Annotated in this window: 23 protein-coding genes; 9 read left to right on the top strand and 14 right to left on the bottom strand. The window is 42.5% G+C overall.

Features of this window, described 5'->3' with window-relative positions; translation table 11 throughout:
- Window positions 1-198: 198 nt before the first annotated feature.
- From FTU87_RS02730 to FTU87_RS02740, 3 genes are all read right to left on the bottom strand, one after another.
- Window positions 199-1,248 carry a 3-deoxy-7-phosphoheptulonate synthase gene (locus FTU87_RS02730; protein ID WP_074382738.1) on the bottom strand — a complete coding sequence of 350 codons (1,050 nt, stop codon included), beginning with the start codon at window positions 1,246-1,248 and terminating at the stop codon, window positions 199-201.
- 519 nt (window positions 1,249-1,767) lie between these two features.
- Window positions 1,768-2,298: a hypothetical protein gene (locus FTU87_RS02735; RefSeq protein WP_005097004.1), complete on the bottom strand. Its 531-nt coding sequence runs from the start codon at window positions 2,296-2,298 to the stop codon at window positions 1,768-1,770.
- 210 nt (window positions 2,299-2,508) lie between these two features.
- Window positions 2,509-3,621, bottom strand: coding sequence for an S-(hydroxymethyl)glutathione dehydrogenase/class III alcohol dehydrogenase (locus FTU87_RS02740; RefSeq protein WP_100354801.1), 1,113 nt, complete (start codon window positions 3,619-3,621; stop codon window positions 2,509-2,511).
- A gap of 120 nt (window positions 3,622-3,741) precedes the next feature.
- Between FTU87_RS02740 and FTU87_RS02745 the strand changes: the two genes are divergently transcribed.
- The 3 genes from FTU87_RS02745 (at window position 3,742) to FTU87_RS02755 (ending at window position 6,542) form a co-directional block, all read left to right on the top strand.
- Complete coding sequence (locus FTU87_RS02745) at window positions 3,742-5,298, top strand: phospholipase D family protein (RefSeq protein ID WP_180096644.1); 1,557 nt, start codon at window positions 3,742-3,744, stop codon at window positions 5,296-5,298.
- A gap of 168 nt (window positions 5,299-5,466) precedes the next feature.
- Window positions 5,467-5,904, top strand: coding sequence for a hypothetical protein (locus FTU87_RS02750; RefSeq protein ID WP_005097007.1), 438 nt, complete (start codon window positions 5,467-5,469; stop codon window positions 5,902-5,904).
- A gap of 161 nt (window positions 5,905-6,065) precedes the next feature.
- The gene (locus FTU87_RS02755) at window positions 6,066-6,542 is read left to right on the top strand and encodes a hypothetical protein (protein ID WP_005097009.1); all 477 of its coding nucleotides are present in this window, start codon (window positions 6,066-6,068) and stop codon (window positions 6,540-6,542) included.
- 96 nt (window positions 6,543-6,638) lie between these two features.
- Here FTU87_RS02755 and FTU87_RS02760 read toward each other — a convergent pair whose 3' ends face one another.
- Both FTU87_RS02760 and FTU87_RS02765 read right to left on the bottom strand, forming a co-directional pair.
- Window positions 6,639-7,223 (bottom strand): uracil-DNA glycosylase family protein, encoded by a 585-nt coding sequence (locus FTU87_RS02760; RefSeq protein WP_005097010.1) that lies wholly within the window; start codon window positions 7,221-7,223, stop codon window positions 6,639-6,641.
- Window positions 7,224-7,255: 32 nt separating this feature from the next.
- Window positions 7,256-7,966, bottom strand: a complete 711-nt coding sequence (locus tag FTU87_RS02765) for an SGNH/GDSL hydrolase family protein (protein WP_074382734.1) — start codon at window positions 7,964-7,966, stop codon at window positions 7,256-7,258.
- Window positions 7,967-8,148: 182 nt separating this feature from the next.
- Between FTU87_RS02765 and FTU87_RS02770 the strand changes: the two genes are divergently transcribed.
- A complete protein-coding gene (locus FTU87_RS02770; protein WP_257220454.1) occupies window positions 8,149-9,519 on the top strand; it encodes an alpha/beta hydrolase-fold protein in 1,371 nt (456 codons plus the stop codon).
- A 41-nt stretch (window positions 9,520-9,560) separates the two neighbouring features.
- Here the strand turns inward: FTU87_RS02770 and FTU87_RS02775 are convergent, their stop codons facing one another.
- From FTU87_RS02775 to FTU87_RS02795, 5 genes are all read right to left on the bottom strand, one after another.
- Window positions 9,561-10,622: a fatty acid desaturase gene (locus FTU87_RS02775; protein WP_074382733.1), complete on the bottom strand. Its 1,062-nt coding sequence runs from the start codon at window positions 10,620-10,622 to the stop codon at window positions 9,561-9,563.
- Between the two features lie 481 nt (window positions 10,623-11,103).
- Window positions 11,104-11,847: an SDR family oxidoreductase gene (locus FTU87_RS02780; protein WP_005097014.1), complete on the bottom strand. Its 744-nt coding sequence runs from the start codon at window positions 11,845-11,847 to the stop codon at window positions 11,104-11,106.
- A 53-nt stretch (window positions 11,848-11,900) separates the two neighbouring features.
- Window positions 11,901-12,599, bottom strand: a complete 699-nt coding sequence (locus FTU87_RS02785) for a histidine phosphatase family protein (protein ID WP_005097015.1) — start codon at window positions 12,597-12,599, stop codon at window positions 11,901-11,903.
- Window positions 12,596-13,717: a phosphotransferase family protein gene (locus FTU87_RS02790; protein ID WP_005097016.1), complete on the bottom strand. Its 1,122-nt coding sequence runs from the start codon at window positions 13,715-13,717 to the stop codon at window positions 12,596-12,598. Before FTU87_RS02790 ends, FTU87_RS02785 begins: the two co-directional genes overlap by 4 nt.
- 55 nt (window positions 13,718-13,772) lie before the next feature.
- Complete coding sequence (locus FTU87_RS02795; protein ID WP_100357631.1) at window positions 13,773-15,014, bottom strand: acyl-CoA dehydrogenase family protein; 1,242 nt, start codon at window positions 15,012-15,014, stop codon at window positions 13,773-13,775.
- Between the two features lie 92 nt (window positions 15,015-15,106).
- Between FTU87_RS02795 and FTU87_RS02800 the strand changes: the two genes are divergently transcribed.
- Window positions 15,107-16,024, top strand: a complete 918-nt coding sequence (locus FTU87_RS02800) for a LysR family transcriptional regulator (protein WP_074382731.1) — start codon at window positions 15,107-15,109, stop codon at window positions 16,022-16,024.
- A 221-nt stretch (window positions 16,025-16,245) separates the two neighbouring features.
- On the top strand, window positions 16,246-16,800 hold the full coding sequence (locus tag FTU87_RS02805; RefSeq protein ID WP_005170726.1) for a thermonuclease family protein: 555 nt from the start codon (window positions 16,246-16,248) through the stop codon (window positions 16,798-16,800).
- 67 nt (window positions 16,801-16,867) lie between these two features.
- On the opposite strand, the gene FTU87_RS02810 is transcribed toward FTU87_RS02805, so the two are convergent.
- From FTU87_RS02810 to FTU87_RS02820, 3 genes are read right to left on the bottom strand one after another with little or no spacing between them, the layout of a single operon-like run.
- Entirely contained in the window at window positions 16,868-16,975 is a 108-nt protein-coding gene (locus FTU87_RS02810; RefSeq protein ID WP_100328576.1) for a DUF2474 domain-containing protein, read from the bottom strand.
- Between the two features lie 9 nt (window positions 16,976-16,984).
- On the bottom strand, window positions 16,985-17,989 hold the full coding sequence (cydB, locus tag FTU87_RS02815; protein WP_005097023.1) for a cytochrome d ubiquinol oxidase subunit II: 1,005 nt from the start codon (window positions 17,987-17,989) through the stop codon (window positions 16,985-16,987).
- The gene (locus tag FTU87_RS02820; protein ID WP_180096645.1) at window positions 17,986-19,431 is read right to left on the bottom strand and encodes a cytochrome ubiquinol oxidase subunit I; all 1,446 of its coding nucleotides are present in this window, start codon (window positions 19,429-19,431) and stop codon (window positions 17,986-17,988) included. The genes cydB and FTU87_RS02820 overlap by 4 nt, the downstream gene beginning before the upstream one ends.
- Window positions 19,432-19,687: 256 nt before the next feature.
- Here FTU87_RS02820 and FTU87_RS02825 point away from each other — a divergent pair, with 256 nt between their 5' ends.
- Both FTU87_RS02825 and FTU87_RS02830 read left to right on the top strand, forming a co-directional pair.
- Window positions 19,688-20,128, top strand: a complete 441-nt coding sequence (locus FTU87_RS02825) for a MarR family winged helix-turn-helix transcriptional regulator (protein ID WP_180096646.1) — start codon at window positions 19,688-19,690, stop codon at window positions 20,126-20,128.
- A complete protein-coding gene (locus tag FTU87_RS02830) occupies window positions 20,128-21,327 on the top strand; it encodes an MFS transporter (RefSeq protein ID WP_005097026.1) in 1,200 nt (399 codons plus the stop codon). The genes FTU87_RS02825 and FTU87_RS02830 overlap by 1 nt, the downstream gene beginning before the upstream one ends.
- Before the next feature lie 6 nt (window positions 21,328-21,333).
- Here FTU87_RS02830 and FTU87_RS02835 read toward each other — a convergent pair whose 3' ends face one another.
- Window positions 21,334-22,314, bottom strand: a complete 981-nt coding sequence (locus FTU87_RS02835; RefSeq protein WP_180096647.1) for a GlxA family transcriptional regulator — start codon at window positions 22,312-22,314, stop codon at window positions 21,334-21,336.
- Between the two features lie 78 nt (window positions 22,315-22,392).
- Here FTU87_RS02835 and FTU87_RS02840 point away from each other — a divergent pair, with 78 nt between their 5' ends.
- Entirely contained in the window at window positions 22,393-24,216 is a 1,824-nt protein-coding gene (locus tag FTU87_RS02840; RefSeq protein WP_180096648.1) for an acyl-CoA dehydrogenase, read from the top strand.
- Window positions 24,217-24,270 lie beyond the last annotated feature (54 nt).

The raw sequence follows: 24,270 nt of genomic DNA on the forward strand, positions 1-24,270 counted from the left end.
TATTCAAATGGATATATTGTCTTTTAATTGTGTAGGGATTTATAAGAGGACACAAACAGATTTTATTTATTTTATAAAATTTATCATCTTATTTGTGTGATGTATTTCATGTTAAGTCAATTTACTGGGAAGCACTTTAAGCTTCTAAAATAAAATGCACTTTCACCAAACCTGTTCAGAGAAAGTGCTTTTAAAGCTTTATGCACTGCGTTTTAGACAGCGAAGCGATAAATGCTGAGCAATGCCAAGCAACAACTGTTCAGTTTTTACCCAGCCCAGACATCCATCAGTAACTGATTGACCATACACCATCTCTGCAGAAATTTTCTGGTTGCCATCCACCAAGTGACTTTCCAGCATTACGCCGCGAACATTGGTCTGCAGGCGTTCTGCGACGATTTGCTCCAGCACTTTAGCTTGCAGCATTGGATTTTTTGCACTGTTGCCATGACTACAGTCAATCACCAGTGCTGGCAATTCTGCTGAGTGTTTCGCTTTGATTTTCTCGATTTCTGAGCACTGGTAATTCGGCCCACTGTTTGAGCCACGTAAAATCAAATGTGCTTTAGGATTGCCCTGAGAGTTTAAAATACAGGGTAAACCGGACTGACTCATGCCTAGGAATTGATGCGGATGAGAGGCAGACTGGATTGCATCCAGAGCAATCTGGATTGAACCGTCAGTGCCGTTTTTGAAACCGATGCTGTAGGGCATGTGACTTGAGATTTCACGGTGAATTTGCGATTCACTGGTGCGTGCGCCAATGGCACCCCAAGCCAGTAGATCATCAAAATAAGCAGTTGCCATCGGACTTAAAATTTCAGATGCAATTGGCAAGCCCATTTCAATAATTTTAAGGTATAAAGCACGGGATTTTTCCAGGCCCAATTGCATATTGGAAGAACCATCGAGGTTCGGATCGTAAAGAAAACCTTTCCAGCCCACGGTCGTGCGTGGTTTTTCGATATAAGCACGCATGACCAGAAAAATTTGATCAGACACCTGGGCTTGTAGCTGTTTTAATTTTTCTGCATATTCTAGAGCCGAGGCTTCGTCATGAATGGAACACGGGCCTGTAACCACCATTAAACGATGGTCCTTGCCTTCTAATATATTTTGAATGGTTTGACGTTGTTCAGCGACTTGATGAGCCAATTGCGCAGACAGGGGCAATTGCTGTTTCAGTTGCTGAGGTAAAGTTAAAATGGTTTCAGCGTGATGTTGTTGTGATGTATTTAAGGTATTCATGACTTTAATCCTGGGACTGGCAATCAGTCCAAACTTTTATTTGAGCGTTATGGGTCTAATTAACGAGGTCGAGAGTGTCATGAGCTGACTAAAGTAAGACCAATAAAAGTTGTTAAAATATGAATAGTTAAAGTTTGTCATGGCTGTCTCCAAAGTTTTGTAAAAATGATAAGCATAAAAAAACCTGATCAGGGTTGCCGATCAGGTATAAACTGGTGGGCAACCTGTTCATTGCCCAAACGCATTCAGGCAATTATCTAAACTGCCAGAAATAAAAATATGCGTTTGAAATGATAGGTTGCTTTAACATGTTATGTCTTTCATAAAATGTGAATCTAAAATTAAAATACGCGGTCTCTGCGCATTTGACAAGCATTAAATATAAAAAAATATTTATTAACTTTTCTACTTTTATTTATCAATTTACTGAATAGTGTTGAATATCGATAAAATTGGCAAAACCTGTAAATTTAATATAGGTCTTGCCAATCAAACTTGTTTCAATACACAGATTAAAAATTAGTGTGTAACGCGATTCCAGGCATCACGTACCGCATATTTCGCCTGTTCCCAGTTTAAACGCGATTGGCCCTTCATCTGTTCCCATTTTACTCTAAGCTCAGGTTCAACATCTTCAAAACGGGTATTGGCATCATAGCTGCCGCGGTTTTCATAACCGACCCGATACGCCGTATCATAATCACGGTCATAATCCAGATCGCTATAGGTGGTACGAGCCTCTGAATAGTATGGTGTATTAATGGAATTATCACGCCAATAAGCTTGTTCTTCTGTTGGGTTCATCGCTTCGCCGACACCCTTACCTGCCAGACCGCCGACCACAGCACCAACAACCCCACCCACAGCTGCACCTACAGGGCCACCTGCTGCACCAATGGCTACACCTGCCGCTGCGCCACCTGCAGCGCCTACACCTGTACCAACAGGGTGTGCGCCCGGTTCACCGGTAATTGGATCGGCATTTAAATCATCACGCACATCTTTAGGAGAGTTTTTTATTACATCACGATCAAAATTATCATTCGACATAGCGCTTATCCTTATTCTTTAAAATGGTTTAATCACGTATTTTGATACGCTCTATTTAATATAAGCATCTCGAATGTAATGACATTAGCAGGCTTGTGTTGTTTAAGTGATTCTCTGTGACGCTTTCATGCACTAATGTATCCTGAATTAAGTGAAACGCACATAGAAAAGACCGGTATTAAACCAGTCTTTTCAAAATCAAACGCTCACTTATTCAAAATGAATAACGGTACGAATTGATTTGCCTTCATGCATCAGGTCAAAAGCATCATTGATCTGTTCAAGCGGCATGGTATGCGTCACAAAAGGTTCAAGTTGAATTTCACCTTTCATGGATTGTTCTACCATGTCTGGTAATTGTGAACGACCCTTCACTCCACCAAATGCAGTCCCCATCCATTTACGGCCTGTGACTAACTGGAATGGACGGGTGGAAATTTCTTTACCTGCTCCAGCGACTCCAATAATCACCGACTGACCCCAGCCACGGTGCGCACATTCAAGCGCTGAACGCATTACATCAACATTACCGATACATTCAAATGAATGGTCTACGCCCCAACCCGTCATTTCTACAATTACCTGCTGGATTGGCTGATCAAATTCTTTTGGATTTAAGAAATCTGTGGCACCAAACTGTTTTGCCAGTTCAAATTTATCCGGATTGGTATCTACCACAATAATACGACCTGCTTTGGCCTGACGTGCACCTTGTACCACAGCCAGACCGATACCGCCTAAACCGAATACTGCAACACTATCGCCTTCTTGGACTTTAGCCGTGTTATGCACCGCACCAATACCAGTGGTTACGCCACAGCCGAGCAGGCAGACATGCTCATGATTGGCTTCAGGATTGATTTTTGCCAGGGAAACTTCAGCAACCACGGTATATTCAGAAAAGGTTGAGCAGCCCATATAATGATAAATCGGCTCACCATTATAAGAAAAACGTGTGGTTCCATCCGGCATGACACCCTTACCTTGAGTTGCACGCACAGCCACACACAAGTTGGTTTTGCCAGATTGACAGAACAAGCATTCGCCACATTCAGCAGTATAAAGCGGAATTACGTGATCGCCCGGTTTCAGACTAGTGACACCTTCACCAACTTCGACCACCACACCTGCGCCTTCATGGCCTAAAATCGCCGGAAATACGCCTTCAGGATCTTCACCAGACAACGTGAATGCATCGGTATGACACACTCCGGTATGGCTAATTTTTACCAATACTTCACCTGCTTTGGGTGGAGCAACATCTACTTCCACGATCTTTAAGGGCTGACCTGGACCAAACGCAACCGCTGCACGTGATTTCATGTAAAACTATCCTTTTTTGCTGATTTACAGATGACTAACAGTAACCTCTTTCTATTCGGAGATTCAACTATTAACATCAGAAGATAAGGAATAAAAAATCCTATAATCAATGGAACATCAATGACTAACCCTTCACCTTTTGTTTGTTTGAACATTTTAACTTTGAGCATGATTCTTTCTGGCTGCGAACTGGCTGCAAATACTGCTGAACAAGCAGAAATCACGCCGGTTCGACCTGCGCACTGGATTGATAATCAAATTTCAAAACAGCAGATGAATGAAGGAAAAACCGCTTTTTTACCGCTCTATGATGGTTTTATGAGTATGGCCGCACGTTTGCACCTGATCAATAAAGCCCAATATCATCTGGATCTGCAATATTACATCTGGAAGGATGATTTTATCGGCAACATAATGCTGGCCCAGCTGTTAAAAGCCGCAGATCGTGGTGTCAAGGTGCGAGTGCAGATTGATGACCAAAATGGCACCCAGCTTGATGATAAACTGCTGGCCTTAAGCCAACACCCAAACTTTGAAGTGCGGATTTTTAATCCTTATAAATTCCGTCATTTACGTGCGCTGGATTATGGCTTTAGAATGAAACAGATTAATCATCGCATGCACAATAAACTGATCATTGCAGACGGTACCGCAGCTGTCACTGGTGGCCGTAATATCAGCAGTGAATACTTTGATGCCAGCGAAAATTTCCAGTTTACCGATGTCGATATTTTCTTTGCAGGTCAAGCCGTAGAAAATGCCAATCAGACCTTCATCAACTTCTGGAATGATAAGCTGAGTTATGATGTTCGGCAGATTCTGAATGATTCAGGTCATCCGGAAATGTTAAAAAGGCTAAGAGCTGATTTTGCGCGCGAAGAAGTGGATGAAACTGAATTAAAACGCCGAGTAGGCATTGCCGAAAAACAAGTTGCAGAGCACTTAAAGAAACAACCCATTTACTGGGCACAGGCTTATTTTGTCGCGGATACACCCGCAAAAGCACATCCTCATGCAAAAAATGGCGATTATATTTATACCCATATGCTTGAACTGATGGGCGAGCCGAAAAATCATCTGGAACTGGTCTCCTCGTATTTTATTCCCACACAAAAAGGCACAGATTATTTAAGTATGCGTGCACAACAGGGTGTCAAAATTAGAATCCTGACCAATTCTTTTCAGGCCAATGATGTAGCTGTGGTACATGCTTATTATCAGCAATATCGTCAGCAGCTCTTGAAAAATGGCATCGAACTCTGGGAGTTTAAACCGTATATAGTCCGGCCAGAACGGACTTGGTATGAAATTATGACTGGTGACATCATCCCGGCCAAAAATAAAAACAGTTCGAGTCTACATGCCAAATTTTTTGATCTGGATGGTATGGTGTTTGTGGGTTCATTTAATTTTGATCCGCGTTCAGCTTATCTGAACACCGAAGTCGGTTTGGTGGTTAAATCGGAAGATTTTCAAAAGGAAATCTCTAATGCGATGAATCAATTTTTACCGCGTGTGGCCTATCAGCTCAAACTAAATGAAAAAGATGAAATAATCTGGTTAGAGCACCAAAAAGATGGCCGTACTATTCAGCATGTACATGACCCTGAAACCACAAAATTTCAGCGTTTTATGATGAATCTGGTGACAAAATTCCCCGGGGAATGGCTGATGTAATGACATTGTAATTAATTTGGCATTACACAACGTACAGAATCTATTTTCCGGGCATGGTAGCGTCAAGTCATCTGGCGCTATCATCGCTTAAAGGGTTTTACAGGCGATTAGCCTTGCTTTAAAATTCAACTTTTCCAATATTTTGCGATTTTTTCGCCCTCTACTCCCATGCAATTTTTTGATTTAAGCCGTCAGTTTAAATTCAGTGATATTCTGACGCCTGTAAAAACTCTCCATGATTTATCTCAGCAAGAATGGTATTTGGCCAAAATTCGGGTAGAACATGATTGTCTGTCTGAATCCGATATTATTCAGGGTCAAGTTGTTCTAAAATCCAGTGAAAATATACAGCTCGAGTTAGAGTGGTTGATTCACGATAGCGGTCATGATTTACAGGTATTATTCAAAGGTGTCGAAACTGAAGCGCTTGAAGAAACCTGCGTGATCTTAAAAGGCGCACAACTAGTCGATGAACAACAGCAATTGCTCTCTGCACAGGCGCTCAGTTTATGGATTGATGGGACGTTATTGCCGATGTTGCCAGAGATCCGTCAGGAAATTAAAACCCGTTTAAACCTGTGGGACTATGTGGAATATGATGGTTAATCGCCGAGTTTTCTATTTTTTAAAGAGCTCATGTGGCTCTTTTTTTATGATGTAAATAGCATTTTAGATTGATTTAATTGCCCTATCTTCAATTTTTTCAGACAATGCCAAGCTAAGTAAGTTGTTATAAAATTTATAAAAAATAATAAGAGAATCAAGACATGATTTCTGATAATGAATGGCATCAGATACGCCAAGTGGTCGCTGATGCACAACGGGCTGCCATGCATTGCTCTATTGCAACAGTCAATTGCAAAGGTTTTCCTAGTATTACTCCGATTGGAACCATATTTCTCAACAAAAAGACCAGTGCGGGTTTCTTTTTTGATACTTATTCCACTACTTTTTCTGAAAATTTACAGCATCAACCCATGGCCTGCATACAGGCCGTCAACAGTAGCAAACTGTTTTGGATTCATTCGTTGCTTAAAGGTAAATTTAAGCGTTATCCAGGAGTACGCTTATATGCAGAAATTGGCCCTTTACGTCCGGCCTCGCCAGAGGAAATACAGCAGGTGGAGTCTCGTATTCGAGCTTTAAAATGGACCAAAGGTAGCCAGTTAATCTGGTCCAGCTTTCATCATGTCCGGGAGATTAAAATCAATAGCTATCGCTGGGTCAAATATCCAAATATGTGAATGAATAAAGCCACTAACTTACAAATAGTAAGTTTATTTCTTATCTACAACCTAAAACCTCTTTAACCATTTTTTATCTGATTATTAGATTAAATATTAAACCAAACCCACATGCTCAAACATCATCCGGTAACTTTCGGCTTTTTTCTCCAGAGAAACCGGATATGCTCGAGAAGATGAAGGCATTCGATATAAATGCAGTTCGCGTCCTTCCAGGTTGGTTTGCGTCGGCTCTCCAATTTTGGGCTTTTCTGCATCTTCAGGCATAGACAGCATCATGGTATCGGTGGCTTTATCACCGGTGGTCATAATGTAGGTACATTCTGGGATCTGTAGCAATAAATCCTTTAAATTGGTCGGTACCACAATTTCCAGAAACTTATCTGAAGCATTGCCCGTCAGCCGTCTGATCTGAGAGGCACTATCAAAAATCGCAATTCCAGTCTCCAATAGAAATTCACGGATCAATGATTCCTGAAATTTTTTATTCTCAATATCCAGAAAGTAATCTTTATTTTGAAAGAAAATTAAACCAAAAATCCGCCACATATCGTTTTGATAATTTGGATAATAAAAATTCATTTTCCAGCGAGTTGCTGGTGGTGGAAAACTACCCAACATCAGTAATTTGGCATTTGGCGGTAAAAAAGGCGGTAATGGATGCGTTTCAATATCAGACATAGAATTCCTTAAATTGAGAACTTTCAACTATTTTAGAGTGTCTGCCGAATCTTGCTAGCCACTTCTTGTCCCCAAAGTGTATAAACTTCCTTACTCGGATGAAAACCATCTGCAGCCATTTCTAAATTCATGGCACGATATTTTTCAATATCATATTCAATCCATTGCATGGTGTCTTGGCTTGCTACGAATTTCGCCAGTTGCTGATTCATTTTTTTGGCATATTGTCCAAATAACCAGGCCAAAGGATTTGGTAATGCCGGGAACATATTCATGGGTGGCACACCTGCTGCAATGACCAATTCAGGACTGAATTTTTGTTGAATCATGGCATATAGTTTTTTCTGTTTTTGAATCCAGATATCAGCCGGCATGAGCTTGGTTACATCATTTACACCAACCGAGCTAATGACCACATCAAAATGTTCTGTCTCCAGTTGTTCTATGGCACAAATCACTTTAGCTGTGCTATCCCCTGTTTTTGCATGCAATTTCCATTGAATTTTAAAGTCATGCTGCAAATCTTTTAAAATGGCGCCCAGCAATGCATCATCCTGATGCTCTACCCCAACGCCGGCAGCCGCAGAATCGCCGACAATCAGTATAGAAAGCGGCTGGCCTTGACCGCACGTTCCTTCACGTTCACCCTCCGGTTCTGGGAGTTGCACAGTGTTTTTTTTGACGCGATTGCCCTGAATTACCAATACTGGAATTAATGCAAGAGTCGATATTTTCAGCCACATAAATCTATACTTTAAATATAAAACAATGAATTAGAACTTTATTGTAACCTGTCATGCTATGAGTTTTGATAAAACATCATGTAAATAATTGAATAAATATATAAAAATAATTGAAAGACAAATCTGTATTTATAATTGATAATAATTATCATTACTATTTTTTAAAATTAATTGGGGATGATTTGAACTACTTATACTTAAGCACACTCTTACTAAGCGCACTATCATTACATAGTTTGGCAGATTCACCTTCTTCAATAGAGCAAGCACCTTATGCTGCAGCGTGTGAAGCAGTTCAACCCGAAAGCGACCTGTTAAAAAGTTTACAGCAGCAATTAAAGCAGTCTCCTGAAAACCGAGCCGGATTAATCCAACAATTCTGGGATAAAGTGCAAAATCAAACTACACCGATTATTGAGCCACTTGATCAGGATCATGTTCGACTGATTTTTTTATGGAAAGCAGCCAAACATAATGTGCGTCTGGTCGGTGGCCCGAGTAATGATCATGAATGGTTGACTCGCCTGCCCGATACCGAGATCTGGTTTAAGGAAAATATTGTGAACCGTCGCTATATCGGCAGTTATAGTTTTGCAGTGGATTTACCAAATTTGGAGGGTTATCTATCGAATTACTGTGCACATTTAAACCCAGAACTCAAAGAACCCCGGGCGCAGCGCCGTGCTGTATTGCAGGTATTACAACTTGATCCATTGAATCCAAAACGCTGGCTTAAAGAAAATACTGCCTCTAAACTGAGGAATGAAAATATTATCGCCCTGGATCAAGCCCCTCCCTTTATCGATCCTAAACGCTATCCAGATCATCCGCAGCCTGAACTAAAACGTTATCAGCTATCCAGCCAGTTTTTAAAAAATCAACGTCGCGTTGAAATCTATCAATCTAAAAAAACTGCACAACAATCTTATATCACGGCTATTTTCTTTGATGGAAATGAATATGCCCATTTGGTTGATGTGCCAAAAGTGCTGGATATTCTGGTGGAACAAGGCAAACTTCCACCGATTCAAGCGGTTTTTTTACATGCACCGAATAGTGAACTTCGTCCTAAAGAGCTGACACCAAACCCGAAATTTTCAGGTTTTTTTAATCAGGAATTTTTGCCTTGGCTCGATCAGAAAATTGTACGTGATAAGCAAAAAACAGTTCTTCTCGGTTCCAGTTTGGGAGGGCTGAGTGCAGCTTATCTTGCCTTGGAAAATCCGCAGCACATTAGTCATGCTGTGCCTTTATCCGGCTCGTTCTGGTGGTCACCTGAACCACACTCAAAAATTAATGGTATGAATCAATTGATTCATAACTTAAAGAATCAGCCTCAACAGTATTTTCATATTTCAGCGAATCGTTATGAATCTTCGCGTACCAACAATGACTTAAGTATTCTGGAAACGTCACCCATCGTGGCACAAGCTTTAAAATCCAAAGGGCATGAGGTCAGATATCAGGTTTATGAAGGCGCACATTCCTATGCAATTTGGCAGGTGATATTGCAAGATGCTTTGCTGCACTTCTTTGCAAATTCCAAAGAGTAGATAAAAAAATCCTGCATTTGCAGGATTTTTTTAATTTAGTTTTATTTTGTTTGAATATCATTCCAGCGGTTTAAACGTTTAAATGTGCCCAGGTCATTAAAACGTACGCCCACTTCTTTCATCACTTTATGCGCCGTTTTCGAGGTCATTTGACGAATATAAAAAGGCTCTTTAACGACAAAGTGATGAATCGCATGCGTGGCCCCAAAATTGCAGCAAAACAACTGAAATGGCATCATCCACCAAGGCGTCAGTACTTGTGTTTGCTTGATGACATCCCTCGGATCAATATCGCCATAATAATGCATATTCGAGCTGACAAATTGCAGGCTAAATGAACGGATAAAATTGGGAATCAGCCAGATGACTGCAATAAAATTAATGATTGGCATTGCTTCGATTACGACTTGCGACCAGCGCATCTCATAGCCAAATAAAGGCACGATTGCATTTGAAACATGGAACACGACAAATAAATAAAATAAGCCATAATAAAGAATGCTTAATGGCACAAAGCCCAATAGCTGGGAAATCATGGCAATTTTACGTTCTTTTTCAGGCTGTTTTTCCAGAAAAAGATGGATCATTTTAAACATCTGAAAAGGACGCAGATAAACCGACATCAATTGATCACTGATGATCAAAATCCGGCGAATTCCCCACGGCATACCATTACTGATTCCACGTTCTTCCAGATCATGTTCAGTTCCAGAATATTTATGATGATGCAGGTGTAAACGACGACGTGCCCACGGACTAATGGTATTTGGACGCGCCAACCACACCAAAGCCAGCATCAAGTGATGTGCCCAGGGCGTTTTTTTGAAATACATATAATGAATTAAGTCATGCTCTAATTCATGCGTTAATGAAGCAAAAATTGCAATTAAAGGAATCGTCAGCCATACAGAAAGATAGCCATAGGCATAGGCCAATGCGCATAAAACCATACCGATCCAGGCAAAACCGAGAATACTGGCACCAATAAAATTTTGATGTTTCAATATTGGATAACGGTTACGTAAATCTTCACCTGCCTGTGTCACCACAGTTCTAACTTTGGAGATACGCTGCTGGTCTGTCATCTCTGAAGATGTAGACATATAGAGAACCTTTAATTTCTGGACAGTTGCACATTAAAGGAAATTAAAAAAAAGAGAAGTGATCTTTTGACTGTCCGAGCGAGTATGTCCAAGTTTTGGACAATTTTGGCACTTTTTCTAAGATGAATAAAAATACAGGGAGATCATGCGTAATTTTTTATGAGATTCAGTCTCTAAAAAATCTGTTTTTTAACAGCAATTTATCTCTATATTAATTAAACTTGGTTTGCCTTGAAATAATAAATATTTCATTATTAAAAGCTTATCAAACTACCTGATCCTGATTAATCGAATTAACGAGCTTTGTTTTCTTTACACAGGATAGTGCATGTATTTGGCACATTTTTATCTGCAACTTTGCTAACGCTAGCATTAGCGTTGACTTTGCAAAGCAATTTTTTCAAGTGAAATTACCAGCAAAAAAAGTTCTGAAGTTCTAGAAAAGTAAAAAGCCCCTTATGGAGCTTTTAGATTTTAAACCTTAGCCTAATTTATTCACCAATTTCAGCGGCAATATTTTCATCGCCAGACCCAATGGCAGCCATGGCCATTTTGGCACATAAGCCTTTACTGGCGCTTTTTCAATTTCAGCAGCAAGTAAACGCGATCCGGTTTTTTCATCCACTTCAAATGGCAGTTTCTTGGCGCCTTCATTAAGTTCGGTACGAATATAGCCCGGGAAAATTGTGGTGACTTTGATTGGTGTATCAATCAGTTCGGCACGAATCCCTTCGGCCAGATGTGCAACACCTGCCTTACTTGCACCATAAGCGGTTAAATGTTTAGGCATACCGCGCATGGCACTCATTGAAGAAATCATGACCAGATGGCCTGAATTTTGCGCCCGGAAAATCTCTACTGCTGCTTCACATTGTGCCAAGGCCGAAATGAAATTGGTTTCAACTGTGGCCTTATTAATGGCAAAGTTGCCCTTGCCAATACGACGGCCTTCACCGACTCCGGCATTGACAATCACTCGGTCAATCGTGCCAAAATCTTGTTTAAAAGCACGAAATACGTCAAAGACCTGATCATAATTAGTGACATCTAAAGTTTTAGCAATTACTTGAATGCCGTATTGACTCTCCAACTCTTGTTTAAGTATTTCCAAACGATCCAGGCGACGCGCGCAGATGGCCAGGTTATAGCCTTTCTGAGCAAATTCGCGTGCCATACCTGCACCAATTCCTGAACTTGCACCAGTAATTAAAATTGTTTTTGCCATGTGTTTTACCTTATTCCTTTATTTTTCTAAGCAATCAGATTTGCAATATAGATTTAAATCCAGGTCAATAAATCCGGACGTTGCGCTTTAATATAATGATGTTCATTTAGGCTTAATAGCTGGGGTTGGTTGCCTACCAGACGTAGCGTGGTCATGCTGGTATTGGTAATTGCCCAGTTTAAAGCAAAAGTTTTATTCGGAGACAAACCGAGAATTTTGCCCGCAGCAACCGAAATGACTCCGCCCGACGTAAACACTACAGCATAGCGCGGTTTCTTTTCAGCCAGATCATCACACAAATGCTGCAATGCCGTTTCCACCCGATGTTTGAAATCTGGCCAGGATTCTTCATATTCATGGTGATAGTCACCGCCAGTCCAGCGCTCAATTGCACCTTCAAAAATTTTACTTAAATAGGCGCGTGGATTGGCATGCTGCGATACATCTTCTTTCAGCAGTTCTGGCTGATTAAAGCGTGGCTCATATTGAGCAAAGACTTGTTGATGATTAAATTCGTTCCAAGCTGAATCTGTAACTGGCTCACTTTCAGGAAAACATTCAGCCAAGGCCAATTGCGCCGTTTGTTGATGACGCTGCATGGAGCCTGCCACCACATAAGGTGCTTCTTTTAAAATTTCATCAAAATAGCGGCCCAATAATTTGGCTTGTAATTCACCATTTGGAGAAAGTTTGTCATAGCTTTCTGCACCGAAAGACGCCTGTCCATGGCGGATTAAATAAATCGTCGTCATTTCGGCATGAACTCCTTAAATTTGGTCATATATTTCTGTGCAATATCATTGGCCTCAATTTTCTGGCGGCCAATCAGTTTTAAGGCACGAATATGCAAGGCATGAATCACAATCCAGAAATCCTTAAATGCTGGATTATTGGTCTGTTTATGATAATAGCGATAATAAATTTGCTGCGCGATCACCGCTAAACGGAAAATTCCAAAGACTTCATAGAAGGTCCAGTTTTCAGGGGTTAATCCGGTTTTTTCCAGATAATAATCCACCACTTCTTTACGGCTAAACATGCCTTTTAAGTTGGTGGGTTGACGACGTGTGGCTTTAAAAATTGCATTATCCGTATCTTCAACCCAGTAAGCCAAAGCTGAACCCAGATCCATCAATGGATCACCGAGTGTCGCCATTTCCCAATCCAGAACGCCAATGACTTGAGTCGGATCGTTTGGATCTAAAATGACATTATCAAAACGCCAGTCATTGTGAATCAGACAGGTTTTAGCATCCACTGGGGTATTGTCTTTAAGCCACTGACGGACATATCTGAAAGATGGCACATTCAAGGTCTTGGCTTTGGCATAACGTGCATCCCAACCATCTACCTGACGATGACAATAGCCCTCGCCTTTGCCTAATTTCTCCAGTTCAGTACCCACATAAGGCACCTGATGCAACTCAATCAGCTTATCAATGACGTTAATACACAGTTCACGTACCTGAGCTTCATTAAAATTCAGTTCTCTGGGTAAATTGGCGCGTGGAATAATGCCTTCAATGCGTTTCATCACATAGAAGTCGCAGCCAATCACGGATTCATCCTGACAAAGTGCCACCATCTCTGGTAATACCGGATAAAACTCGGAAAGTGCGTGCTGAACCTTAAATTCACGGGCCATGTCGTGGGCAGATTTGGCTTTGGTACCTTTGGGTGGACGACGCAGAATTAGATCGGCATTGGTATATTTCAGACGATAAGTCCAGTTCGATGCGCCACCCGAATATTGAGTAACTTCGACCGGACCTTCAAGTTGAACTCCCTGCCCAATCAGCCAGTTTCCTACAGCCTGAACATCCAGTTCCTCACCTGCACGAACCGATCCACCGACATCAATAACTGCCATAATTTTTCCTTCAATTCTTTTTCAAATGTCTTCAAACTTTATATCGTGTTTAAGCTTATTTTTTATGGCGTGTACTGTAACCACGTTTAGCCAGTTCCAGTTTTGCGATCATACCTTTATGCACTTCATCTGGTCCATCCGCCAAACGTAGGGCACGTGCCTGAGCAAAGAATCCGGTGAGTGGCGTATCACGGGAGACACCAGCACCACCGTGAATTTGTATGGCCATGTCCACTACTTTTTCTAATACACTTGGCGCAACCACTTTAATGGCCGAGATTTCAGTCAAAGCCGCCATATTCCCTAAAGTATCCATTTTATAGGCTGCATACAAGGTTAAAAGACGTGCCTGATCAATCGCGACCCGTGCTTCAGCAACACGTTCCAGATTACCACCCAGTTTTAAAATTTCTTTACCAAAGGCAGTCCGGCTCATACCGCGGTCAATCATCAGCTCCAAAGATTTTTCCGCAGCACCGATACAACGCATACAGTGGTGAATACGGCCTGGCCCGAGACGACCTTGAGCAATTTCAAAGCCTTGACCGGCACCACCAATAAAACTGGCAACTGGAACGCGGACATTTTCAAAACTGACTTCACCATGACCATGCGGTGCATCATAGTCGCCAAATACCGATAACATTCTTTCGATTTTCACACCCGCCGTATCGACAGGAACCAGAACCATGGAATGCTGATGATGACGGTCTTTGCTTTCATCTGGCGTATGCGCCATAAAAATAATGACTTTGGCATTAGGATCGCCCAGACCTGATGACCACCATTTACGGCCATTTAGAACAATTTCATCGCCTTCGATGACCGCCGTTGCTTGCATATTGGTCGCGTCACTAGAAGCCACCGCCGGTTCAGTCATACAAAATACAGAACGGATTTTGCCTTCAAGTAATGGCAGAAGCCATTGCTGTTTCTGTTCTTCAGAGCCATAACGCCAGAGGACTTCCATATTGCCGCTGTCTGGCGCATTACAGTTAAATACGGTCGGTGCAATCAGGCTACGGCCCGAAAGCTCGGCAATATGAGCATATTCATTGACTGATAAACCTTGGCCCAGTTCAGGACATGGCAGAAACATATTCCACAGCCCTGCTGCTTTGGCTTTGGCTTTTAAAGTTTCCAGTTCAGTCGGCCATTGCCATTTGGTCCAGTCACTGCCTTGATTTAACTCATGCACTTGCTGCCAAAAATCGGCTTCAACAGCTTCGATTTCATCTTTAATAAATTTTTTAGTTCGTTCAACATAGTCTTGCGCGCGTGCGGATAACTCAAACATGGCTATTTCCCTCTGGATATTTTGTATTCTGCTTTACAAGACCTTAACTTAAAAACTATTATGAATAAAATGATTTTAATCCATAGCTCATCATGCATAGCATTCATAATAAAACACTGATGGATATGAGTGTTTTCCATCGTATAGATATCAATTTATATCCACTTTTTGTCGCTATTTTTGAACAGAACAGTATTTCTAAAGCAGCACAGCGATTATGTATCACCCAATCTGCTGCTAGTCACGCTTTGCAGCGGCTCAGAAATCAGTTGCAGGATGATCTGTTCGTACGTTTTGGTGCAAAAATGCAACCCACGCCGTTTGCTGAACAGATTTATCCCGCCATTAAAAATGCCCTGATGACGATTCAAAGTATTTCTATTCAGCATCAACAATTTCAACCAAATATGGTGCAAAGTTTAAAAATTGCCGTACATGATGAAATTGAACCAATGATTTTTCCAAAGTTGGTGGCACATTTTCAGAAAATGAATCTGGATATTCAGTTTAGTAGCATCAAGCTGGATCGTAAAAATATCAGTGCTGACCTGGCGGCGCAGCAGGTCGATTTTGTCATGGATCTTGAGCAAAAACTGGGAGATAAAATTCAGTTTGAACCCTTAGTACAAGATGAATTTGTCGTCTGTACGCAGCAAAATAAAATTTCAGAACAATCCTATCTTTCCTCCCCACATATAGGCGTATCGTCTCGCCGTACAGGTATCTTAATTGAAGATCTGTATTTGAGCCGTAAGCAGCTTTCAAGACAGATTTTTTTACGCTGTCAGCATTATTCAACTGCGTTGCAAATTTTGGAGCAATATCCCCAAGCGATGTTGACTATGCCACGCAATATCTTAGAACATTTACAGATAGCCAAAATTCTGAATTTTTTTGAAGTGCCTGTGCAACTGCCTAAGATTAATATGGGAATGTATTGGCACAAAGATTTACAGGAAAATAAGAGACATCAATTTTTGCGAAGCGAAATTAATAACATTTTTACTTAGGCTATTTTAAGTAGATATGAATTTTGCTTAGGCTATTCTAATGGTTGGTATTGTAGCCTGAAATGTCAGGCTCAACCTAAATTGCTTAGGCTATTTATAAATACAAAATGAAACACTGACTGTTTAGCTTTTGAACTCTAGTGCTTGGGGCTTTCCTCTACAATCATGCATCTGCTTGCTGTTGTTCTTCTACAGCTTCTTTTGATGATCTGGATTTTAGCTTGTTGCCTCTTTCTCCCACCTGGCAAATTGTGCTGGGTTTATTTGCCTTATGCTTTTCCTATTATTTGCTGCACAAACTCACCATTTACCTCAAGGATATATTTCGTCCCTTTAAAAAAGGACAGAAATACTGGTGTCGTGTTAAGGCGGTTAGCGATGGGGATACCCTCACCTGCTACCGTTTCAATATTAGACGTTCTGAAACCAGACTACGTTTTGCCTATGTGGATGCGCCAGAATCCAGCCAAAGCTATGGCAAAGAGTCACAGCGTCTAGTTAAAAGCATGGTGAAAAACAAAATAGTTCGCGTGAAAATTACAGATATTGACCGTTATGGTCGCTGCGTCGGCGTCGTTTACCGCTATCGTAAAAATATCAATGAAGAAATCGTGAAACGCGGCGCAGCATGGGTCTACGAAGATTATATTAAAGATAAAAACCATTTACGCTATATGCTGGACTTGCAAAACAAAGCCAAAAAACAGAAAAAAGGACTCTGGAAAAGTAGCCGACCTGTACGCCCAAGTGTGTATCGAAAACAGGTAAAATCCTAATCTTTGCTGATTTCTCTTCGCTATTAAAAAGTGATCCGGCTCGCCAGATCACTTTTTAATTTTTAAATTAATACGCCAGATGGACAAAAAACCTGAATGCGCCTGCAATTAAAGCCAGAGTAACGAAGCCTAAAATCCATAGGCCCACAAACCATAATATCTGCTTCCCTTTCATTGTTGCTCCTTAATGATAGCCATCATCCCCGACCCGCACTTTATGGCGGAATACCCAGTACGACACGCCGGTATAAATCAGAATGATTGGAATAAGTAATAAAGCACCAATTAAGGTAAATAATTGACTACTTTCTGGCGCTGCCGCCTCCCAGATGGTCACTGACGGTGGAATGATATAAGGCCAGAGACTGATCAGAAATCCGGTATAGGCCAGAAAAACCAGCACCAGCATGTACATGAATGGGCTAAGTTCCTTACGTTGTTTGCAGGCACGTAAAGCCAGCCAGGTAAATAACAGGACTAAGATCGGCACGGGCATGAGATACATAAATTGTGGCTGACTAAACCAGCGTTCCGCAATCTGCGGATGAGTCAGCGGCGTATAAATACTGACAGCGCCCAGGATAATCAATAAGGCGATAATCATTTTTGGCATCAGCTGATACATACGGTCTTGTAACTGATCGGCCGTTCTAAAAATCAGCCAGCCACAGCCTAAGGCAGCATACAGCACCATGACACTCAGACCGGTAAACAGGCTAAATGGTGTCAACCAGTCCAGCCCGCCGCCCGCATAAATGCCATTTCGGGTTTCAATTCCCTGAATATAAGCGCCTAAAATCACCCCTTGCAGGAAGCTGGTCAGCGCAGAACCACCAATAAAGGCTTTGTCCCACCAATGTTTACTGCGATTGGCCTTAAAACGGAATTCAAAAGCAACACCACGGAAGATCAGCGCAATCACCATCAGGATGATCGGCATATACAGTGCAGATAATACGGTGGAATAGACCAGCGGAAATGCTGCAAATAAACCTGCGCCACCCAATACCATCCAGGTTTCATTGCCATCCCAGACAGGCGCAACAGTATTCATCATCACATCACGGTCATCCTGATGCGGAAAAAACGGAAATAGAATGCCAATGCCCAGATCAAAACCATCCAGAATGACATAGATCAGGACACCAACGGCGATGATCACCACCCAAATCAATGACAAATCAATCATTTTTTATTCTCCTGATCTGCATTATCGGCCCCATCCTCAATACTCTCGCGAATACTGCTCAATGGCCGGCGAGATGCCTGAATCACATCACTATCAATTTCATGTGAGGGTGTAGAATGAATAAATTCCGGGCCTTTGTGCATGAGTCGTAACATATAATAAATACCGGCGCCAAAGACCACACAGTAGACCACGACAAAGATAATCAGGGTCAAGCCTACCTGCTCTGCCGATACCGGCGATAGGGCGTCTTTGGTACGCATGATGCCATACACCACCCAGGGTTGACGGCCAACCTCCGTCGTAAACCACCCCGCCAGCATGGCAATAAAACCGGAAGGCCCCATAATCAGGGCAAACCGATGTAATCCTCGGGATTCATAAAAGCGGCCTTTTTTACGTGACCATGCTCCCCAGATTGCCAGCAGTAGCATCAACATTCCTAGCCCGACCATGATCCGAAAACTCCAGAACACGATTGCCGAATTAGGACGGTCTTCAGGTGCAAAATCCTTTAAGCCGGTGACAGTACCGTCCATGGAATGTGTCAGGATCAAGCTGCCCAGATTAGGAATGGCGATGGCATATTTGGTTTCCTCAGCCTGCATATCTGGCAGTCCAAACAGATATAAAGGCATGCCGCCATCATGATTGGTTTCCCAATGACCTTCCATTGCCGCCAGTTTGGCGGGTTGATGTTCAAGCGTATTTAGACCATGTACATCACCCACCAAAACCTGTAGCGGCGCAAGTACCAGAATCAGCCACATTGCCATGGAAAATGAAGTTTTGACCAAGGCATCACGACGGCCCTGAATAAGATGCCAGGCTGCTGTGGCTGCCACCAGCAATGCAGAAACCAAAAAGGCAGCAATGGCCATATGCGCCAAACGGTAGGGAAATGACGGGTTAAATACGATGGCGATCCAGTCTTTGGGGACAAACAGACCATTTTCGATGGCAAAGCCTTGCGGCGTTTGCATCCAGCTATTGGAGGATAAAATCCAGAACATCGAGATACAGGTGCCTACCGCGACCATCAAGGTCGAGAAAAAGTGTGCACGTGGCCCCACCCGTCCCCAGCCGAAGAGCATAATTCCCAAAAAGCCCGCTTCCAGAAAAAAGGCGGTAAGAACTTCATAGGCCAGTAATGGGCCAGTCACGCCACCTGCAATCCGGGAGAATTCACTCCAGTTGGTGCCGAACTGATAGCTCATGACCACGCCAGAGACCACGCCCATCCCAAATGCTACAGCGAAGATTTTCACCCAAAACTTAAACAGATCCCGATAAATCGGGTCTTGGGTTTTGAGCCAGCGCCATTCCAGAATCGCCAAAAAGCTGGCCAATCCGATTGAGATTGCAGGAAAAATAATATGAAAAGAGACAGTAAAGGCGAATTGTATTCGCGCTAACTCTAATGCGGTTAAACCCAGGGTCATACATTTCACCTATATATAATTATTTGTAGGAGCCTTGCTTAGATTTATTAGTGAAGTGTTTTTTCTTGGTCTTAGCTTAGGCTTAATTTGGCTTAGCAATATGTAGACTTTTGTCGGTTATTTTTTACTCAAGTTAACAATGTGTAAGCGCTATTTAATTAAATATGCAAGTGAATATTTAATTGAACGGTGACCACTTGTGTAATCCCCCAAATAGGCGTAAATTGGCTCTAAATTAGTTAGCTAGGTTAACTATATGCCTTATGCCTCTCTTCCATTTCGCGCCTTGTTATTACGCTGTGCACGGTTACTCAGTGATGAAATCAATACGATTTTATTATCTTCACAGTTAAATTATTCCTTATGGCAAGTGCTGTATGTGATTCAGACGCATCAGCAATGTACCCTGATGGATATTTCTCATTATTTGAACGTATCTAAACCCAGCATCAGTAAACGTATCCAGAATTTAGTGGAACTCGGTCTAATTAGCCAACTCGAAACTGCAGACAAGCGTCAGAAGCTATTCACACTGAGTGAGCAAGGAGTCGAGACTTTTGCCCTGGGTTCCACACAGATTGAGGCATTTGAAAAGCAGTTGCTTGAGCAAATTGCCTCAGATGATATTGAAAGTAGTAAAAATATCTTGATGCAGATCATTCAGCAGTTACAACCCGCTTCGCAGGATCGACTTTAATGAGCCAAGAACAAACGCCTTTATGGACTCCCAATTTTATTTTGATCAGTCTGGTGAATTTCCAGTTGGTGCTGGTGTTTTATTTGCTGGTGATTGTGATTGTCGGCTACTCGGTAGCAGAATTAGGTGCAACCACGGCACAGGCAGGGCTGGTTTCTGGCTTGTTTATTGTCGGTACCTTATTCGGCCGTCTTATTATCGGGAAACTGCTAAACCGTTTGGGCCTAAAAATTACGCTTGTGGCCGGTCTGACAGGTTTTCTGCTTTTTTCTGGCCTCTATCTGATTCCGGCCAAGCTGGAAATTTTACTGGGCATCCGTCTGATGCACGGTTTTATGATGGGTGTGGCCTCAACGGTATTAGGCACCGTGATTGCCCAGACCATTCCTGCGACTCGACGTGGTGAAGGCATTGGTTATTTTAGTATGAGCAGCACACTTGGCACAGCGATTGGCCCCTTCTTAGGCATCTGGCTAATGTCAAATTTTAACTATCAGGTGATTTTTGTTTTTACCAGTGTAGTCGCACTCAGCTGCCTGATTTGCAGCCTGTTTATTCAGCCGCCACAGATTAAAATAACGAATCCAGTCAATCATATAGAAAATCAATCATCTAGCAGACTGGCGCAATATATTGAACCCAAGGCTTTGCCGATTTCGATGATTGTTCTGATTGTGGCAACCTGCTATTCCGGCGTCTTATCTTTTATTCATTTCTATGCCAAAGAGATTAATTTAGTCGAAACGGCTTCTTTTTTCTTTCTGATGTATGCCATTGCGATTTTGCTTTCACGTCCATTTACCGGCCCGCTAATGGATCGTAAAGGTGAAAACATCATCATCTATCCGGCCATTGTGATTATGGCCTTAGGAATTTTATTACTCAGTCAGGCCCATAATGCTACGATGTTATTGGCCAGCGCCGCACTGCTTGGTTTTGGCTTTGGTAATCTCCAGTCCGTCTGTCAGACCATTGCGGTAAAAAGTACCAGTTTGCAGCGTATGGGGCTGGCGACTTCAACCTTCTTTATTGCGCTAGATGCAGGTTTGGGTTTTGGACCTTATTTCCTCGGCATGCTTCTGGATCAGATCGGTTATCGTCAGCTTTACCTGTACTCTGCTGTACTGACCATCAGCTGTCTGATCTGGTATTACCTGTTGCATGGCCGTAAAGCGGGGGAAATACAACCTTCTTATTAAACACTTCTAAAAGCGACGGCTAAAGCGGCGCCGATATTCCAACGGCGTCAAGCCAGTTTTTCTATGAAATAAACGGCGAAATGAACTTGGGTCCTGATAACCAATATTTTGCATGATCACATCCACCGCCTGATCGGTTTCTTCCAGACGTTTGCGTGCAGCTTCAATCCGGATCGCTTGCAGATACTGATTCGGCGGCAAGTCCAGTGCCTGTTTAAAATGGCGAATCAAGGTACGCGTGGTGACATTAAAACGTGTTGCGATATCATCCAAGCTAAAAGACTCATGAAAATGCTGCTCCAGCCAGTTCTGGACATTTTGCACCAGTTCATCATGATGCGGTTGTCCAATCTTGAGTAAGGAATAAGACAGCTGGCTATCGCGTCGATAATCAATCACAAAAGATTTGGCCGATTGCATGGCCACCTCAAAGCCATAAAAACGTTCAATCAGATGCAAACCTAAGTCGAACCAGGCCAGGCCACCACCCGCGCAATAGATATTCTGGTCGCGGCTAATCATCAGATCGGCATTCAATTTGACCTGCGGATAATACGTCCGGAAAATATCTTGAAAGCCCCAATGCGTCGTTGCCACGCGATTATCTAAAATACCGGCTTCTGCCAGAAAGAAATTTCCGGTGCAATTTCCAGCAATTAAGGTCGCATCTGCATGTGCAGATTTTAAAAAATGAATCAGTTCTGGATTCTGTTGCAATACATCCTGAATCGGTGCAGCGATGGTGGGCACCACCACAATATCTGCGGTTTGAATCTCTTGATAGGAACAATGTACCTGTAATTCCAGACCATTAATACAACGAATCGGGTGTCCATCTGGACTGGCGATACTGACCTTAAACAGGCGTTGTACATCCTGCTGCTGAATCCGGTTCCAGCTTACGCCAGCCATGGCAAATAAATCGACCACGCCCGTAATGGCTGAAGCCAGAGCCCCATCAAAGCCTAAAATCACCACCTGTTGCATATTTTTCTATTTGTCACTTTTCACCCGATTCATGTCATTATTGACAATCCTCCTCAATAAAAGCAACTGCTAGTCTTGATGCTATCTCAAGGATTGCACACTCAGGATAGTACCGTGACCCAACTGATTAATGATAAAGATCTTCATTTCCAGCTTTATGACGTATTCAAACTTGAAGCTCTGACAAAACTGGAACGTTATCAGGAGCATGATAAAAATACCTTTGACAGTATTTTAGATACAGCCAAGGGTATCGCGACCGATTACTTTGCCCCGCATAATGCCAAAGCCGATCAGCATGAACCGAGCTTTGATGGGAAGCAGGTCAAAACCATTGCTGAAGTCAAAACGGCGTGGCAGCAGTTTGCCGAGGCCGGCCTGCTCTGTGCCCAGCATGATTATGAACATGGCGGTATGCAACTCCCGACTTTATTAAATATGGCCTGCAATGCCTATTTTATGGCGGCCAATCCTTCAACTGTTGCCTATTCTTTTCTGACTGCGGCGGCGGCAAATCTGATTCAAGCCTTTGCTTCACCAGAACAAAAACAGCTATTTTTACCGCATATGTTGAGCGGCCGCTTTGCCGGCACTATGGCCATGACCGAGCCGAATGTCGGTTCTTCTCTGGGTGATCTAACGACCAAAGCTATTCCTCTGGCAGATGGAACTTATAACATTAAAGGCCAGAAAATGTTTATTTCTGGTGGTGATCAGGATATTACCGAAAATATTATTCATCTGGTTCTGGCGCGGATTCAGGATGCACCGCAAGGGGTCAAAGGTATTTCCCTGTTCATTGTGCCGAAATTTAAAACCAATCCAGATGGCTCTATAGGTGAATCCAATGATGTACAGCTGGCTGGTTTACTGCACAAAATGGGTTATAGAGGAACGACTTCAACGGTTTTAAGCTTTGGCGAAAATGATGCTTGCTTAGGCTATTTGATTGGTGAAGCAGGTCATGGCTTAAAATATATGTTTAAAATGATGAATGAGGCGCGTGTCGGCGTAGGCTTGGGCGCAGCCATGATTGGCTATCGCGGTTATCTGGAATCCTTAAACTATGCCAAAAACCGTCCGCAAGGTCGTCTTGCACATGAAAAATCGCCTGATTCCAAACCGGTCAATATTATTGAGCATAGTGATGTCAAACGTATGCTGCTGGCACAAAAAGCTTATGTCGAAGGATCACTGGCCCTGTGTTTATTTGCGGCGCGTCTGATTGATGAACATCAGGCAGCACATGATGAGAACAGTGCCCTCTTGCTGGATCTGATCACACCGGTGGTGAAATCCTTCCCTTCCGCCTATGGTCCGAAAGCCAATGATCTGGCCATTCAAGTCTTGGGCGGCGCGGGTTATACCCGTGAATATCCGGTGGAGCAATGTTACCGTGATAACCGGCTCAATCCGATTCATGAAGGAACTTACGGCATTCAATCTCTGGATCTGCTGGGACGTAAACTCTGGCAGCATAATGGCAAAGGGCTAAATCTGCTCATGCAGCGCATCCAGAAGACCTTGTCAGAGATTCAGAATCCCAAGTTAGTCGCACTGGCAGAAAGCTTTCAACAACATCTGGCTACCGTGCAAAAAACCACCCAGGTTTTAGGTCAGGCTCTGCATCAAGGCCAAATCAATGAAGCATTAGCCAACTCTGGGCTTTATTTAGACATGATGGGAAAAACCATGATTGCCTGGCTCTGCTTAGACATGGCGCAGCAGGCACAACTTAAATTTGGCAATTCCGATCAAAAAGAAGATCAGGACTTTTTGGCGGGCAAGTTTCAGGCAGCTCAATATTTTATTCGCTGGGAACTCCCTGAAATTGAACATCAGGCCAAATTACTGATGAATCTGGATGATACTTGCCTGAATATGCAAGGCGACTGGTTCTAGGCAGAATTCATCAAAAAATGCGCCTTTATCGGCGCATTTTTATTTTTTAATTCA

The sequence above is a fragment of the Acinetobacter sp. YH12156 genome (assembly GCF_013418235.1).
Classification (GTDB): domain Bacteria; phylum Pseudomonadota; class Gammaproteobacteria; order Pseudomonadales; family Moraxellaceae; genus Acinetobacter; species Acinetobacter pseudolwoffii.

Excerpts from the sequence above, each read along its gene's own strand:
- FTU87_RS02785 (WP_005097015.1), bottom strand. The coding sequence starts at position 12,599 with ATGACGACGATTTATTTAATCCGCCATGGACAGGCGTCTTTCGGTGCA.
- FTU87_RS02775 (WP_074382733.1), bottom strand. The coding sequence starts at position 10,622 with ATGTCTACATCTTCAGAGATGACAGACCAGCAGCGTATCTCCAAAGTT.
- FTU87_RS02795 (WP_100357631.1), bottom strand. The coding sequence starts at position 15,014 with ATGTTTGAGTTATCCGCACGCGCGCAAGACTATGTTGAACGAACTAAA.
- FTU87_RS02830 (WP_005097026.1), top strand. The coding sequence starts at position 20,128 with ATGAGCCAAGAACAAACGCCTTTATGGACTCCCAATTTTATTTTGATC.
- FTU87_RS02840 (WP_180096648.1), top strand. The coding sequence starts at position 22,393 with ATGCTATCTCAAGGATTGCACACTCAGGATAGTACCGTGACCCAACTG.
- FTU87_RS02745 (WP_180096644.1), top strand. The coding sequence starts at position 3,742 with ATGACTAACCCTTCACCTTTTGTTTGTTTGAACATTTTAACTTTGAGC.
- FTU87_RS02735 (WP_005097004.1), bottom strand. The coding sequence starts at position 2,298 with ATGTCGAATGATAATTTTGATCGTGATGTAATAAAAAACTCTCCTAAA.
- FTU87_RS02780 (WP_005097014.1), bottom strand. The coding sequence starts at position 11,847 with ATGGCAAAAACAATTTTAATTACTGGTGCAAGTTCAGGAATTGGTGCA.
- FTU87_RS02760 (WP_005097010.1), bottom strand. The coding sequence starts at position 7,223 with ATGTCTGATATTGAAACGCATCCATTACCGCCTTTTTTACCGCCAAAT.
- FTU87_RS02790 (WP_005097016.1), bottom strand. The coding sequence starts at position 13,717 with ATGGCAGTTATTGATGTCGGTGGATCGGTTCGTGCAGGTGAGGAACTG.
- FTU87_RS02800 (WP_074382731.1), top strand. The coding sequence starts at position 15,107 with ATGCATAGCATTCATAATAAAACACTGATGGATATGAGTGTTTTCCAT.
- FTU87_RS02820 (WP_180096645.1), bottom strand. The coding sequence starts at position 19,431 with ATGACCCTGGGTTTAACCGCATTAGAGTTAGCGCGAATACAATTCGCC.
- FTU87_RS02755 (WP_005097009.1), top strand. The coding sequence starts at position 6,066 with ATGATTTCTGATAATGAATGGCATCAGATACGCCAAGTGGTCGCTGAT.
- FTU87_RS02765 (WP_074382734.1), bottom strand. The coding sequence starts at position 7,966 with ATGTGGCTGAAAATATCGACTCTTGCATTAATTCCAGTATTGGTAATT.
- FTU87_RS02825 (WP_180096646.1), top strand. The coding sequence starts at position 19,688 with ATGCCTTATGCCTCTCTTCCATTTCGCGCCTTGTTATTACGCTGTGCA.
- FTU87_RS02835 (WP_180096647.1), bottom strand. The coding sequence starts at position 22,314 with ATGCAACAGGTGGTGATTTTAGGCTTTGATGGGGCTCTGGCTTCAGCC.
- cydB (WP_005097023.1), bottom strand. The coding sequence starts at position 17,989 with ATGATTGATTTGTCATTGATTTGGGTGGTGATCATCGCCGTTGGTGTC.
- FTU87_RS02730 (WP_074382738.1), bottom strand. The coding sequence starts at position 1,248 with ATGAATACCTTAAATACATCACAACAACATCACGCTGAAACCATTTTA.
- FTU87_RS02740 (WP_100354801.1), bottom strand. The coding sequence starts at position 3,621 with ATGAAATCACGTGCAGCGGTTGCGTTTGGTCCAGGTCAGCCCTTAAAG.
- FTU87_RS02750 (WP_005097007.1), top strand. The coding sequence starts at position 5,467 with ATGCAATTTTTTGATTTAAGCCGTCAGTTTAAATTCAGTGATATTCTG.
- FTU87_RS02810 (WP_100328576.1), bottom strand. The coding sequence starts at position 16,975 with ATGAAAGGGAAGCAGATATTATGGTTTGTGGGCCTATGGATTTTAGGC.